Annotated in this window: 14 protein-coding genes, 1 tRNA gene and 1 other RNA gene; 8 read left to right on the top strand and 8 right to left on the bottom strand. The window is 62.2% G+C overall.

The window, feature by feature from the left end:
- Positions 1-75: 75 nt before the first annotated feature.
- Positions 76-909, top strand: a complete 834-nt coding sequence (locus ACPFL9_RS12390; protein WP_426002987.1) for an oxidoreductase — start codon at positions 76-78, stop codon at positions 907-909.
- On the opposite strand, the gene epsC is transcribed toward ACPFL9_RS12390, so the two are convergent.
- The 3 genes from epsC to msrA form a co-directional block, all read right to left on the bottom strand.
- The gene (gene epsC, locus ACPFL9_RS12385) at positions 906-1490 is read right to left on the bottom strand and encodes a serine O-acetyltransferase EpsC (protein WP_426002986.1); all 585 of its coding nucleotides are present in this window, start codon (positions 1488-1490) and stop codon (positions 906-908) included. The two genes, ACPFL9_RS12390 and epsC, sit on opposite strands and share 4 nt — an antisense overlap.
- 41 nt (positions 1491-1531) lie before the next feature.
- The gene (gene cysK, locus ACPFL9_RS12380) at positions 1532-2467 is read right to left on the bottom strand and encodes a cysteine synthase A (protein WP_426002985.1); all 936 of its coding nucleotides are present in this window, start codon (positions 2465-2467) and stop codon (positions 1532-1534) included.
- Between the two features lie 65 nt (positions 2468-2532).
- A complete protein-coding gene (msrA, locus tag ACPFL9_RS12375; protein WP_426002984.1) occupies positions 2533-3057 on the bottom strand; it encodes a peptide-methionine (S)-S-oxide reductase MsrA in 525 nt (174 codons plus the stop codon).
- A 135-nt stretch (positions 3058-3192) separates the two neighbouring features.
- Between msrA and ACPFL9_RS12370 the strand changes: the two genes are divergently transcribed.
- Positions 3193-4104 carry a Nif3-like dinuclear metal center hexameric protein gene (locus ACPFL9_RS12370; RefSeq protein WP_426002982.1) on the top strand — a complete coding sequence of 304 codons (912 nt, stop codon included), beginning with the start codon at positions 3193-3195 and terminating at the stop codon, positions 4102-4104.
- Between the two features lie 71 nt (positions 4105-4175).
- Entirely contained in the window at positions 4176-4913 is a 738-nt protein-coding gene (locus tag ACPFL9_RS12365; protein WP_426002980.1) for a zinc ribbon domain-containing protein, read from the top strand.
- On the opposite strand, the gene ACPFL9_RS12360 is transcribed toward ACPFL9_RS12365, so the two are convergent.
- Positions 4910-5674: a YaaA family protein gene (locus ACPFL9_RS12360; protein WP_426002979.1), complete on the bottom strand. Its 765-nt coding sequence runs from the start codon at positions 5672-5674 to the stop codon at positions 4910-4912. The two genes, ACPFL9_RS12365 and ACPFL9_RS12360, sit on opposite strands and share 4 nt — an antisense overlap.
- Before the next feature lie 57 nt (positions 5675-5731).
- Here ACPFL9_RS12360 and rnpB point away from each other — a divergent pair.
- The 4 genes from rnpB (at position 5732) to ACPFL9_RS12340 (ending at position 9513) form a co-directional block, all read left to right on the top strand.
- Positions 5732-6121, top strand: an RNA gene (rnpB, locus tag ACPFL9_RS12355) — RNase P RNA component class A.
- A gap of 738 nt (positions 6122-6859) precedes the next feature.
- The gene (locus ACPFL9_RS12350) at positions 6860-8311 is read left to right on the top strand and encodes a glyceraldehyde-3-phosphate dehydrogenase (RefSeq protein ID WP_426007553.1); all 1452 of its coding nucleotides are present in this window, start codon (positions 6860-6862) and stop codon (positions 8309-8311) included.
- A 72-nt stretch (positions 8312-8383) separates the two neighbouring features.
- Positions 8384-8593 carry a hypothetical protein gene (locus tag ACPFL9_RS12345; RefSeq protein ID WP_426002977.1) on the top strand — a complete coding sequence of 70 codons (210 nt, stop codon included), beginning with the start codon at positions 8384-8386 and terminating at the stop codon, positions 8591-8593.
- Between the two features lie 119 nt (positions 8594-8712).
- On the top strand, positions 8713-9513 hold the full coding sequence (locus ACPFL9_RS12340) for an HNH endonuclease family protein (RefSeq protein WP_426002975.1): 801 nt from the start codon (positions 8713-8715) through the stop codon (positions 9511-9513).
- Here ACPFL9_RS12340 and ACPFL9_RS12335 read toward each other — a convergent pair.
- The 4 genes from ACPFL9_RS12335 to orn all read right to left on the bottom strand — a co-directional run bounded on the left by ACPFL9_RS12335 (position 9498) and on the right by orn (position 11832).
- The gene (locus tag ACPFL9_RS12335; protein WP_426002974.1) at positions 9498-10319 is read right to left on the bottom strand and encodes an acyltransferase domain-containing protein; all 822 of its coding nucleotides are present in this window, start codon (positions 10317-10319) and stop codon (positions 9498-9500) included. The genes ACPFL9_RS12340 and ACPFL9_RS12335 overlap by 16 nt on opposite strands.
- 35 nt (positions 10320-10354) lie before the next feature.
- Positions 10355-10927 (bottom strand): peptide deformylase, encoded by a 573-nt coding sequence (gene def / locus ACPFL9_RS12330; RefSeq protein ID WP_426002972.1) that lies wholly within the window; start codon positions 10925-10927, stop codon positions 10355-10357.
- 103 nt (positions 10928-11030) lie between these two features.
- A tRNA-His gene (locus ACPFL9_RS12325) sits at positions 11031-11106 on the bottom strand.
- A gap of 132 nt (positions 11107-11238) precedes the next feature.
- Complete coding sequence (orn, locus tag ACPFL9_RS12320; protein WP_426007552.1) at positions 11239-11832, bottom strand: oligoribonuclease; 594 nt, start codon at positions 11830-11832, stop codon at positions 11239-11241.
- 190 nt (positions 11833-12022) lie between these two features.
- Here orn and mptB point away from each other — a divergent pair, with 190 nt between their 5' ends.
- Positions 12023-13579 (top strand): polyprenol phosphomannose-dependent alpha 1,6 mannosyltransferase MptB, encoded by a 1557-nt coding sequence (gene mptB, locus ACPFL9_RS12315; RefSeq protein ID WP_426002970.1) that lies wholly within the window; start codon positions 12023-12025, stop codon positions 13577-13579.

Raw genomic sequence — 13579 nt, 5'->3', positions numbered from 1 at the left:
GCCAGGATGCAAGGCCGGTTCCTCCCGTAGGCTGGGAGGGACCGGCCTTTGCCGTCCCATCGAAGGAGTATGTCCATGCCTGACCGCGTCGCTCTGGTAACCGGGGCATCCTCCGGCATTGGCTTTGAAACTGCACGTGACCTAGCTGCGCAAGGCTTCGTGGTCTATGCAGGGGCCCGTCGCGTGGAGCGGATGGAGCCGCTTAAAGGGATCGGGGTCAACGTGATGTCCCTGGACGTCATGGTTGATGAATCGATGACGGCTGCCGTGGCTGCTGTCGAGGCGGCCCATGGCCACGTGGATGTCCTCATCAATAATGCAGGCTACGGGTCCTACGGTTCCCTGGAGGACGTTCCGTTGGAGGAGGGCCGGAGGCAGTTCGAGGTCAACGTGATGGGCCTGGCGAGGATGTGCCAGCTCGTCATTCCCGGGATGCGGCGGGCGGGGTCCGGCCGGATCATCAACGTGTCGTCCATTGGCGGGAAAATGTATGAGCCATTGGGTGCCTGGTACCACGGAACCAAGTTCGCGGTGGAAGGCATGAGCGATTCGTTGCGCTTGGAGCTCGGGCCACATGGCATCGACGTTGTGATCATCGAACCCGCCGGAACTGATACCGAGTGGGGGACCATAGCGGGGGAGTCATTGCTCTCACGGTCCGGGGACGGCCCCTACGGCGCCCAGGCGCATACGGTAGCTGCTGCTCTGGCATCGACGTCCGGTCACGTGCTGGCCACCCCACCCGGTGCGGTGTCGCGCTCCATGGTCCGCGCGGCAACAGCACGACGCCCCAGGACCCGCTACCCGGTGGGCAGGGGTGCCTGGAGCATCCTGGCGTTGCGGCGGGCGCTGCCCGACCGCGTATTCGATATCTTCCTTGAGAACCTCTACAAGAGGCTGGGCAGCTAAATCCGGTACTCGATGTAGTACTCGGCCGGATCCACCGCCGGTTTTGTTTCCAACCTGGCGTCGCGATGCCGCCAGGTGGCCGGGATGCCCGTGATGATCGATTCGGGCGGTGCGTTCTTGACCACGACGGCGTTGGCGCCGATCGCGCTGTCGTCACCGATCGTGATGGGGCCAAGGACTTTGGCTCCGGCGCCGATGGTCACGCGGTTCCCGATGGTGGGGTGCCGTTTGACCTTGGCCAGGGACCGTCCGCCCAGGGTCACCCCGTGGTAGATCATCACGTCGTCGCCGATCTCGGAAGTCTCGCCGATGACGACGCCCATTCCATGATCGATGAAGAAGCGGCGCCCGATGGTTGCGCCCGGGTGGATTTCGATGCCGGTCATGAAACGCGCCAGCTGGGAAATCAGCCGTGCCGGAAAGCGGAGGGCCGGGTTCTGCCACAGCTTATGGGTCAGGCGGTGCGCCCAAATGGCATGAAGGCCCGAGTAGGCGAAAAAGTTCTCAAAAGAACCTCGAGCCGCCGGGTCGTGGGACCGGGCGGCATCGAGGTCTTCCTTAAGCCTTGCGAAGAAGCTCACAAAGACCTTTCTACAGGAAACGGATGACTGCGGGCCAAGTGTTAGCCGCGGATGTCATCAAAGAGGACAGTGGAGATGTAACGTTCACCGAAGTCACACACCACAGCCACAATCAGCTTGCCCTTGTTCTCGGGACGCTTGGCCAGCTCCAGGGCGCCCCAGACGATGGCACCGGAGGAGATGCCGCCCAGGATGCCTTCGCGCGCACCGAGGTCACGGGCCACGCGGACGGAGTCCTCGAGGGTTGCGTCCAGGACTTCGTCGTAGACGTTGGTGTCCAGGATTTCGGGCACGAAGTTGGCACCGATGCCCTGGATCTTGTGAGGGCCGGGGGCGCCGCCGTTGAGGATCGGGGAGTCCTTCGGTTCGACGGCCACGATCTGGACGCCGGGCTTGCGTTCCTTGAGGACCTGGCCCACGCCGGTGACTGTTCCGCCAGTGCCGACGCCGGCTACGAAGATGTCTACTTCGCCGTCGGTGTCATCCCAGATTTCTTCTGCCGTGGTGGCACGGTGGATCGCCGGGTTGGCCTCGTTGGCGAACTGCTGTGCCCAGATCGAGTTCTCCGTGTTGGCGACGATTTCCTGTGCCTTCTCCACGGCACCGCGCATGCCTTCGGAACCGGGGGTCAGGACGATCTCCGCGCCGAAAGCACGCAGCATGACGCGGCGTTCAGTGGACATGGTCTCGGGCATGGTCAGGATGACCTTGTAGCCGCGGGCAGCACCCACCAGGGCAAGGGCGATTCCGGTGTTGCCGGACGTACCTTCAACGATGGTTCCGCCCGGCTTCAGGGCACCGGACTTTTCTGCAGCATCAACGATTGCCACGCCAATGCGGTCCTTGACGCTGTTGGCCGGGTTGTAGAACTCAAGCTTCACCGCGACGGTGGCCTCAAGCCCCTCGGAGAGCCGGTTCAAGCGGACCAGCGGGGTGCGGCCGATCAGCTGTGTGACGTCGTCGTAGATCCTTGCCATGAAATATTTGCCTATCTCTCAAGAGGAATGCTGAGGTCAGCCTAACCAGCGGCGGCGAAACCCTGCTAAGCACTAAGCCATGCAGAGTAATATTTCCTGGCCTTGGCAAGCTTCGGGTTAATAATCACCTGGCAGTAGCCCTGGTAGGGGAACTTTGCGTAGTAATTCTGGTGGACGTCCTCTGCTTCATAAAAGTCGGGCAGCCGCGTCACCTCAGTGACGATCGGATCGGACCACAGGGACTGGGCACGCACAATGGCCTCCTCGAACAGGATCTTCTCTTCCGTGGTCGAGTAGAACATGGACGAGCGGTACTGGGTGCCCACGTCATAGCCCTGTCGATTCAAGGTGGTGGGATCGTGCAGGGCGAAGAACATGTCGAGGATGACTTCTTCCGGAACCACTGATTCGTCGAAGGTCACGGCAACCACCTCGGCGTGCCCGGTGGTACCGGAGCACACCTCGTAGTAGTCGGGATTTGGAAGATGGCCACCTGTGTAGCCGGATACAACCGAGCTGACGCCGCGGGTCTTCTGGTAAACGGCATCGAGGCACCAGAAGCAGCCGCCGCCAAGTACGAAAGTTTTCATGATTTCTTCAATGGCTTGGAGGAGGTGATGATTCCCGCAACACCTTACGGGACCATGACGGACTCATCAGCCCGCGCCGTGCTTTGCCCGTAGTCGGACCCTGACCGAATCGGTCCAGTAGGTAAGAATAAAGGTATGGAAGCAGTAGACACCGCCCTTTCCAACGGGGACTCCGGCGATGAGGCCGGGACGATCGAAGCGAATGCCGAACCGACCCTGGGCCAGGTCCTGCTGGCAGTGGAGGAACTCTGGCCCGAATCCCTCGCAGAGGACTGGGACGAAGTAGGCCTTGTTGTGGGGCGTCCGAACACTCCCGTCACCAAGGTCATGTTCGCCGTCGACCCCACACTGGCCGTGATCGATGAAGCGTTGGAATGGGGTGCAGAACTGCTCATTACCCACCACCCGCTGCTGTTGAGGGGTGTGAACTCCGTGGCTGCCACGTCGGCCAAGGGCCTTGCGGTTCACCGGCTCATCGAGGGCGGAACGGGCCTCCTCACCGTCCACACCAACGGCGACTCCGCCGTGGGCGGCGTCTCGGATGTGTTGGCGGACGCGTTCGGGCTGGAAAACGTCACCCCGTTGACGGTCGCTGCGAACGGACTTCCGGAAGAAGGAATCGGCAGGGTGGGCGACCTCCCGGAACTGCAGACGCTCGGTGACTTCGCGGCCCGGGTCTTCGAGATGTTGCCCGCTGTTGCAGGAGGAGTCCGGGTGGCCGGGGACAAGGACGCCCTGGTGCGGAGGGTGGCTGTCTGCGGCGGTGCCGGAGACAGCCTCTTCGATGCTGTGCGGACCCATAACGCGGACGTCTACGTGACCGCGGACATGCGTCACCACCCGGCGTCGGAGGCCCGGGAGGGGGCGGTCAATGGCCGCCCCTACCTGATTGACGTTTCGCACTTTGCCAGCGAATGGCTGTGGCTCCCCGTGGCGGCCGAAGCGCTCGGAAACGTGCTCACGGACCAGGGCTACGACGTCGAGATCCGCGTCAGCACCACCAACAGCGACCCTTGGGACTTCATCCTTACTCCCGGCGGCGACTAGCATCTACAGGACAGGGCCGGAAGGCCCGCCGGCCTGATCCCCAGTGCCGGCGACTACAGGCGGAGGTAAGCGTGGCGAAAGCAGCACCGGCAGAACAACTGAAATTGCTTGACCTGCAGGGACTGGACGCCAAGCTCAAATCCTTGGCCGGCCGGCGGAAGGTGCTGGAAAACGATCCCCGGATCGTGGACCTCGAAGATGCCCTGCGGGTGGCCCAGGGCGAACTGGGTGCCGCAAAACTTGCCGTGCACGACGCCGAGGCGGAACTTCGACGGTCCGAGGCGGACGTGGAGCAGGTGGCCACGCGCATTGAACGCGACGAGGCAAGGCTGAACAGCGGGACCGGCCTGTCCAAGGACCTGGTGGCCCTGCAGAACGACATCGCTTCACTGACCAAAAGGCGGTCGGATCTTGAGGATATTGAACTCGAAATCCTGGAACGCCTGGACACCCTGCGGGAACGGGAAGCAGCCCAGCAGGCGATCGTGGACGACATCCGGAACTCGTTTGGAAGCATCCGCGCCGAACTCGACCAGGCCATAGCGGAGATTGCGGCAGAGGAAACCACAGTCCGCGGGCAACGGGCGGCCTTCGCCGGATCGCTGGACCAGTCAATGCTGGCCGTCTACGAAAAAACCCTTGCCAAGCGCGGAGTTGGGGCGGCCCGGCTGTTCCATGGCAAGTCCGAGGGTTCCGGGATGACGCTCAGTCCCGGCGACCTCGCGGAAGTGAAGGCTGCTGCCGAAGATGACATCGTCTTCTGCCCGGATTCAGGATGCATCCTGGTCCGTTCCGCGGAGTGGAACTAGCCCTTCAGAATGATGTTGAGGGCATGCGGCTTCCTGGCCGTACCGTCAACAAGCTCTGACGGCCACACTTCACGGGCGGCTTTGAGGAGCTGACCCGGCGTCGCAGGTGCCTTGCCCCTGCGCGTCAGAAGGTGACGGGCGAGCTCGCCCCGCGTGTGCTTGGCGAAGTGGCTCACCACCGTGCGCTTGCCGTTTGATTCGCTGAAGACGTTGACGGCAACCGTCTGCTGAGCCGGCGGCGTCCACGCGGCCGCGTAGGTGCTCGAACGGCAGTCCACCACGAGCTCGCCTTCCGCCCTCCCGGCGAGGGCGGCACCCAGTTGGGGCTTCCAGTAGGAGGCGAGGCGTCCGACGTCGGGCAGTGCCGTTCCCATGGACAGCCGATAGGCGGGCACGTGGTCGCCAAAGCCGATGGCACCCCAGAGGGCAGAGACGACGAGGATCGTTTCGGTCGCCTTGCGGCGCTGCGTCGGAGTCATTGAGTCGTAGCCCAGAGCGTCATAGAGCACGCCGGAGTAGACCTGGTGCGCCGGTGCGGCCGGTTCCGCATGCAGCCGTGTATTGCGCTCGACGTCCTCACGCAGCGAAGCGCCGACGCCGAGGAGGGCGAGTGCGTCCTCATGCGCACTGACCGTACCCAGCGCCTCCAGGACTTTGGCCCGGGAAGGGTTCAGTTCCGGAAAGCTCAGGCTTTCCCATTCGACGGCGGGGCCTGGGGCGGCGGGCGTCTTGCCTTCGGAAGGCGGGAGGAGAATCAGCACCCGTCGATATTACCGGTGACAGGACGGCCGGCTGACGCCGGTAGACTGTAGGGCGGATGGGTTGACCAGGCGGTCGCGCGCCACGAGAGTGGCTCGAGGAACGTCCGGGCTCCGCAGAGCAGGGTGGTGGGTAACGCCCACTCGGGGCAACCCGCAGGCCAGTGCCACAGAAAACAGACCGCCTGCGCGGTCCGATGCCAGCATCGGCGCAGCAGGTAAGGGTGAAACGGCGGTGTAAGAGACCACCAGCTCCCCGGGTGACCGGGGAGGCTAGGTAAACCCCACCCGGAGCAAGGCCAGACAGGACACGTTCGAGGGCTGCTCGCCCGAGTGTCCGGGTAGGCCGCTGGAGGGCGTCGGCAACGGCGTTCGTAGATGGATGGCCGCCACTCCCGTGCCGGTAACGGCACGGGATGACAGAACCCGGCGTATCGGTCAACCCATCCACTACAAGGGGTCGTTTCTCCCATGAATCCGCGGGTTTGAGTACTTGTCATACTGCGTTAACCTTTGTCGGGCGTCGGGCCCTATACGACAGAAGCTGTCACGTTACAAGTCAAGTTAATCGAAACGATTGAGTTGCAGATAGCCTGCACCTCATGGGGCCATTTGGTACAGCTGCAGACAGCGACGAAACATCTCAATCCACCCACGACGTCGCGCAGGAACTCCCTGCCACTTGCCCCGTGTGCGGCGCCATGCGCTGGCTGTGTGAATGCACGGGTTTTGAAGAACCGGACATGGAGAACATCCTGATCCGGGGACGCGTGTCCTGCGTAACGTGCGGAAGGAACACCACAGAACAGCCGTGCGTGGACCACCAGCCGCGCGCGTGGGCGGCTTACCTGGCGGAAAACCATCCGGGCGCCGGGTAGCCGTTCTTGTGCCGGGAGTGTCCGCCTGAAGGGCCGTGTGAGTGACTTCACGCTTCGCGACGGCCCATCTACCTTCCGCCCAGCCTAGAATGGTTACTGAACGTAGATGTTCTGCCGCCTGGCCTGCGTTCGCAGCCGGCGGTTTTTCTCTGCAATCGTTCACAGCGTTCCGGGCAGACCGAAGCCCGTGATGCTTGTGCCGCAGGATTACTCCCGGCGGCCATCGCCATCTGCATACGAGGACGTATGTGGTTGACCCAAGGAAGGTAGTTCTGTGAGCCAGACGTCAGATTCTTGTCTTGATAAGTGGATGGGCCGGGAGGCTCTCGCTGAGGCGATGATTCCGGTTATCGGCCGGCTGTACCGGGAAAACAACGTGGTCACCAGCATCCACGGCCGGAGCCTGATCAACAAGTCGACCATGAACATCCTCAAGGCCCACCGCTTTGCGCGCCGGATGAGCAACACCGAGCTTCAGTTGGAGGAGACGGCTCCCTTGCTCAATGCCCTTGCCGGGCTTGACCTTGGCGCGGCAGCGATCGATATTGCACGGCTCACGGAGAAGTTCCGTGCAGAAGGCGAAGGCACCTCGCTGGATGCCTTCCTTCGCGCCGAACTCGCGGAAATCGTCGGCAAACGCGGCGCCGACGACCGCACGAGCACCGATGTCGTCCTCTACGGTTTCGGCCGTATCGGCCGCCTCCTTGCCCGGCTGCTGATCGAAAAGGCCGGTGGCGGCCATGGTCTCCGTCTTCGGGCAATCGTGGTCCGCAAGGGCGCGGACAATGACCTCGTCAAGCGTGCAAGCCTGCTGCGCCGCGACTCGGTACACGGATCCTTCGAAGGAACCATCCGAGTGGATGAAGAAGCCAACACGATCACGGCCAACGGTGTACAGATCCAGGTCATCTACTCGGACAACCCCGCCACGGTCGATTACACTGCATACGGCATTAAGGACGCCCTGGTGGTGGACAACACCGGACGTTGGCGTGACGCTGCCGGCCTGTCCCAGCACCTGCAGAGCAAGGGCGTCGCCCGCGTTCTCCTGACAGCGCCGGGCAAGGGCGAGCTGAAGAACATCGTTCACGGCATCAACCAGGGTGACATCACCAATGACGACAAGATCGTGACCGCTGCCTCGTGCACGACGAATGCGATCACTCCGGTCCTGAAGGCGATCAACGACAAGTTCGGCATCATCCACGGCCACGTCGAGACCGTCCACTCCTTCACCAACGACCAAAACCTGATCGACAACTTCCACAAGGGTGACCGACGGGGCCGTTCCGCGGCGCTGAACATGGTGATCACCGAGACCGGTGCTGCCAAGGCCGTGGCCAAGGCGCTGCCGGAACTCCAGGGCAAGCTGACCGGCAATGCCATCCGCGTCCCCACGCCCGACGTTTCCATGGCTATCCTCAACCTCAATCTTGAGAACGGCACCACCCGTGAGGAAGTCAATGACTACCTCCGTGAGATGTCGTTGCACTCATCGCTGCGCAAGCAGATCGATTACATCGACTCCCCGGATGTCGTCTCCACCGACTTTGTGGGCTCCCGTCGGGCGGGCATCGTCGACGGCCTGGCCACCATTTCCAACGACAAGAACCTGGTTCTCTACGTTTGGTACGACAACGAGTTCGGTTACTCCTGCCAGGTTGTCCGGGTCATGGAAGAGATGGCTGGCGTGAACCCGCCGTCCTTCCCGGCCCGCGACGTCGTGGCACCCATCGCGGTGCTCGAAGGCGTCAACGCTTAGACACGCAAGTCCATGATCGGTTTCCCGGCTGGGTCTCTGGCCTCAGCCGGGAAACCTGATCACAATTGGTTCATGGAAAATGAATCAACACTCGAGCACGAAACCACCCTGGAGCACGCCCTCGACGTCGCCAAGGCCAACCAGAAGCAAGCGCAGAAGCTTCTTGACCAGGCCATCAAGGCTAACGCCAGCGGGGACGTCACGGACGAACGCGTGGAACAACTTCGAGGCTTGCTTGCCGTAGCCAACGAAGACCTCCAGCGGGTCATGCGCGAGCAATAACCCGAGGTGTGCCCCGATCTGCAGGGTGACTTCTCCTGCACACTGTGGATACCGGCTCCGGCTGTCAGTGCCTTGTCCTAGTCTCTAAGGACATCGCCACACTGACAGGACGGAGCCCTTTGAGTATCACCTGGTCTGCCTATCGCCGGGCACGCCGCCGCTCGCGGCAGGCATGGACCATCCTCGTACTGTTCGCCGCCGGCATGGTCGGGAGCCTTGGCTGGTTCTTCACAACGGGCCAGTTCACTGTTGCGGACCCATGGGTAAGCGGACCCCGGGAGGCTCCGGTCTTCAACCCGGAATGGATGAAACCGTTGTCGGGTGCAGCAACTGTCCCTCCTGGCAGTGCCATGGCCGCGTTGGACAGCCTTGAAGTAAAGGGTCGCGCACAGGGCAATGATTATGACCGCGCGGCTTTTGGGCAGGCCTGGTTCGATGCCGACCGGAATGGCTGCGATACCAGGAATGACATCCTGCGCAGGGACCTGACCGGTGTGGAGTTCGCCGCTGATTCCTCCTGCCGGGTAGCTGGTGGTGCGTTCCAGGAGCCGTATACGGGAGAACATGTGACGTTTCGCCGCGGTCAAAACACCAGTGCTGCCGTCCAGATTGACCACATTGTGGCGTTGGCTGACGCCTGGCAGAAGGGCGCCCGGCGGCTGAGCGTCCAAGAGCGGCAACAGCTCGCCAACGACCCCCTTAACCTTGTGGCCGCCGACGGCCCGGAGAATGTGAAAAAAGGTGCCGGCGATGCCGCCACATGGCTGCCGCCCAACAAGAACTTCCGTTGCCACTACGTTGCCCGGCAGATATCTGTAAAAGCGGCCTACAAATTGTGGGTTACGCAGGCCGAAAAAGACGCCATGAAGCGTGTGCTGGCCAGTTGCCCGGAGCAGCAGACACTTCACAGGCAGAGGTGACCGTGCCCCAGTTGCCAGGTGCCGCCGTCGTCGATCCGCTCCAGCACTACGCGCTGAAGGGATGTGTCCCGGGGGAGTTGTTCGAGGTTGTCGAGGCCCCGTTGCCTGAACGTGAAGTACACCGCATCCGTCGGGGCATCAGTGCAACGATCCACGGTGAAGCGGCGTGCGAAGGAGGCGATATTGCTTCCCGGCAGGTGCCTGGCCAGATAGGGATCGAGCATCCAGGAATCACAGGTTGCAACCGGAGCGGGCTTGTCGGGAAAGTAGCGGGGAAAGAAAGCCCGCGCCTCGGCAAAGCTGGCATCCACCAAGGCGGGGGAGAGGCTGCCGTCTTCGGGAATGTGCACGCCCAACTCCCAGCCGGAGGCTCCGACAGCCGTGTCACGTTGCAGGGGCACCAGATGGAACTGCAGCCGGCCAAGCCGGAACAGGTTGCCCGCCATGTGAAGGGTCATCCAGCCCCACGTATCCAGCCCAAACCGGCCATGGACCCTGCGGTTGATACGAAGCTGGAGTCCCAGGTCCGCCAGGGTGGCAGCTGAGATGTCAGGGGGGATTCCCAAGCTGCTGTGATACCTGTGCACCTCCGGGGCGAACCGCAGGAGCGCTTCGATCCACTCCGACTCGTCCGCCCCGCTGCCGGGCGCATCGCCTTGGGGAAAGGTTCCCAAGCGTTCACGCAGGGTTGTGAGTGCGGACAGAACGCCGGTGCTTGGTTCCCCGGACAGGAGTTTGCTGCACTCCGTGGCATCAGGCCCGACGATATTCAGGAGATCGAAGAGCTCTTTCTGCGAATCGGTCATGCTTGCCCCGGCCTTCCCATCCTCGTCGCCATGGATCAGTGACCGAACGGATCCGGATCCACCCCGGGCATCCATGTCAGGCCCGGAACGCCCCATCCGTTTCTCTTGGCCTGCTTCAGCGCCTTCCTGGCGTAGCGGTCCACTAGCCGGTTGATGTAGAGCTTGCCGTCAAGGTGGTCGTATTCATGCTGCATGACACGGGCGAACCAGCCCGTGGCTTCGAAGTCCACGGGATTGCCGTGGCCGTCAAAACCCTGTACCCGGGCCCACTCGGCGCGTTGCACTGGATAGTGCTCGCCGGGAAAGGACAGGCAGCCTTCCACGTGGTCGTCCGGGTCGGGCATCGCGCCGGATACTTTGGACAGGGTCAGCACGGGATTGACCAGCACCCCCTGCTCGGGAGCGTTGTCGTCGTTGGCGTACTTGTAAACAAAGATGCGCTTGCCGACGCCCACCTGGGGCGCTGCCAAGCCGACGCCGTTGGCTGCGTCGTTGGTTTCGAACATGTCATTGATGAAGCTGCGCAGCTCATCATCGAAGACTTCGACTTCGCTCGCCCGACGGTGCAGTACGGGTTCTCCCCAAATGGTGACCGGCAGGACTGTCATGTCAGTACATCCTCATTCGTTCGAAAGTAGCCCAAACAACACAAAGGCCGCACCGGATTACCGGTGCGGCCTTTGGGGAAACCGGCTTATCAGCCAATTCCGGTGGGGTGAGCGACGGGGGTTGAACCCGCGACCTCCTGGACCACAACCAGGCGCTCTGCCAACTGAGCTACGCCCACCATGTGCCTGTGACGGCTAGTCCGTTTGACTGGCTCTCCGTGAAGGCAACGACAAATAGCTTACCTGCTGTTTTGGGGTGCAATGTCCACTTTTGCCCGTTTCGACGAAAAAAACTTCGAAAATGGTGCAGATCACATCTGTTTCGGAGCCCCGAGGGTTGCCGCGGTGGCAGTGATGCCCTGCGAAATGCGCTGCGCGGTAGCCGTGTCCGGTCCGGGGGCCGGGACAAAAACGGCTTCCCGGTAATAACGGAGCTCATCGATCGAGTCCTTGATGTCCCCGAGTGCGCGATGGCCGCCGTGTTTGGCCGGTGATTGGAAGTAGGCGCGGGGGAACCAGCGGCGGGACAGTTCCTTGATGGTGCTGACATCAATGACGCGGTAGTGCAGGTGCTCCACGACGTTCGGCATGTCCCGGGCCAGGAACATACGGTCCGTGCCGACGGAGTTACCGCCCAGGGGTGCCTTGCGGGGATCCGGAACCCACTTCTCGATGTACTCCAGCACGAGCGCCTCGGCCTCCGCCATGGTCTTGCCCTGGGGAAGCTCATCGAGGAGCTTTGACCGGGTGTGCATATCCCGGACGAAGTCGTTCATCTGCTCAAGGGCTGCGTCATCGGGCTTGATGACCACGTCCACACCATCGCCGAGGATGTTGAGTTCTGAATCCGTGACGAGGGCTGCGACCTCGATGAGGGCGTCATTCTTAAGGTCAAGGCCGGTCATTTCGCAGTCGATCCACACGATGCGTTCATTAGTAATAGGCACGCGCCTAGCCTATCGTTCGGCAGGTTCCAAGTGCTCCGATGGTACGATTTTTGAGCGCGGCAGTGTCGTTTCTACCTGCTGTAAAAAAGCCCCCAGCCCTTCAGATTCCTGTCCCGAAGCATTCGGGCCAACGATTGGATAAAACCACATGACGGTGCCTGTACCCGCCGACCACAAGGCAGGGATGGAAGCGCCGCCCGCGGAAGCAGCAGCGGCCGAGGTGGACAACGCCCGGTCCCCGCTGATTGCCGGATTCGTTGGTTCCATGTTCCTGGTGTTCGGGTCGCTGGGTGTGGGCTGGCTTGCGCCGGTGTCGGAACTGCGCCGCCTGCCGCTGTTTATCTGGATGCGGACAGAGGGCGTCGGGGTAGGCCTCTCCATCGTCCTGCTAGCCGTTGGCGGCATGCTGTTGGTCCGGGCCTGGTTGCGCTTGGGCCAGCGTGTGCGGGTCTGGGGCCTGGAAGCCCGCAAAGCGACCCTCCAGGCCGTGATCGCGTGGGGTCTGCCCATGATGTTCACGGTTCCGCTGTTCAGTCGTGACGTCTACGCCTACATCGGCCAGGGCCGGCTGATGGTGGAAGGCATGAATCCCTACGAGAACGGGATTTCTGCCCTGCCCAACTACTTCCAACTGGGTGCAGACAAGATGTGGACCGAAGCGCCGGTTCCCTACGGGCAGTTCTTCCTGTGGATCGAGCAATTCGTGGTCTGGGTGACCAATGTGCACCCCGAGGCTTCCATCATGCTGTTTCGTCTGGTGGCCCTGGCGGGCGTGGTGCTGTGCATCATCTACGTACCCAAACTGGCTGAGCTCCACGGGGTGAACCCGCACCGGGCGCTGTGGCTCACAGCAGCGAATCCGCTCTTCCTGACGAACTTCATCGCCAGTGTCCATAATGATGCCCTGATGATCGGGCTGGCCTTGGCCGGCCTGTACTACTGCGCCACCCGCAGGGTCATCCTGGGCATTGTCCTGGTGACACTTTCCATCTCGGTGAAGCCGATTACTGTGGTCTTCCTGCCCTTCATCGGACTCTTGTGGGCAGGCAAAGGAGCATCCTGGCCCCGCAAGTTCCTGTACTGGTTCCTCACTGCTGCCCTCACATTCGGCCTCCTCTACGCCATGAGCCTGGTCAACGGCTTCGGCTTTGGCTGGATCAAGGGCCTCTCGGCTCCGGGCAGCGTTTGGATCTGGTATGCGCCTGTCGGGTTGATCGGCCTGATTGTGGCGTCCATTTTCAATGTCTTCGGCCTGGACGGCTGGGGCATGGCCAAGTGGGTCTACGATGCCGGCAAGCTGCTGATGGTGGCGGCCATCGCCTGGCAGGTCTTCAGGGGCGACCACGACAGGCTGATGCGCCGCCTCACACTTGCTTTCGCCGCGATCGTGCTGCTCGCACCCATGATCCAGTCCTGGTATGTGGTCTGGCTGATACCCCTGTTCGCCGTGACGGGGATTCGAAACGACTGGCAGGTCAAGGCGGTGTACTTCGTGGTCTCCTTCTTTATGGTCTATGCCATCTCGGACCAGCTGGACGTCTTCCCGTACCTCCAAAGCGAAGACCTTGGGTTGGCCCTCACGCTGGCGCGCAATGCAGCCGCCATCATCGCGCTCCTCTTCGCTGTCTACTTGATCTTTGTGGATCCCAAGACGAAGAGCCTGTTCCGCAAACGGGACGAGCCCGGACTGCGCCCCATTATCTGA

This window comes from Paenarthrobacter sp. NyZ202 (assembly GCF_049860755.1).
GTDB lineage: Bacteria > Actinomycetota > Actinomycetes > Actinomycetales > Micrococcaceae > Arthrobacter.
This window is presented reverse-complemented; position numbering and strand designations above follow the sequence as displayed.

Coding starts and splice junctions, on each gene's coding strand:
- ACPFL9_RS12390 (WP_426002987.1), top strand. CDS start 76: ATGCCTGACCGCGTCGCTCTGGTAACCGGGGCATCCTCCGGCATTGGC.
- cysK (WP_426002985.1), bottom strand. CDS start 2,467: ATGGCAAGGATCTACGACGACGTCACACAGCTGATCGGCCGCACCCCG.
- msrA (WP_426002984.1), bottom strand. CDS start 3,057: ATGAAAACTTTCGTACTTGGCGGCGGCTGCTTCTGGTGCCTCGATGCC.
- ACPFL9_RS12370 (WP_426002982.1), top strand. CDS start 3,193: ATGGAAGCAGTAGACACCGCCCTTTCCAACGGGGACTCCGGCGATGAG.
- ACPFL9_RS12350 (WP_426007553.1), top strand. CDS start 6,860: ATGGGCCGGGAGGCTCTCGCTGAGGCGATGATTCCGGTTATCGGCCGG.
- ACPFL9_RS12345 (WP_426002977.1), top strand. CDS start 8,384: ATGGAAAATGAATCAACACTCGAGCACGAAACCACCCTGGAGCACGCC.
- ACPFL9_RS12335 (WP_426002974.1), bottom strand. CDS start 10,319: ATGACCGATTCGCAGAAAGAGCTCTTCGATCTCCTGAATATCGTCGGG.
- def (WP_426002972.1), bottom strand. CDS start 10,927: ATGACAGTCCTGCCGGTCACCATTTGGGGAGAACCCGTACTGCACCGT.
- orn (WP_426007552.1), bottom strand. CDS start 11,832: ATGACCGGCCTTGACCTTAAGAATGACGCCCTCATCGAGGTCGCAGCC.
- mptB (WP_426002970.1), top strand. CDS start 12,023: ATGACGGTGCCTGTACCCGCCGACCACAAGGCAGGGATGGAAGCGCCG.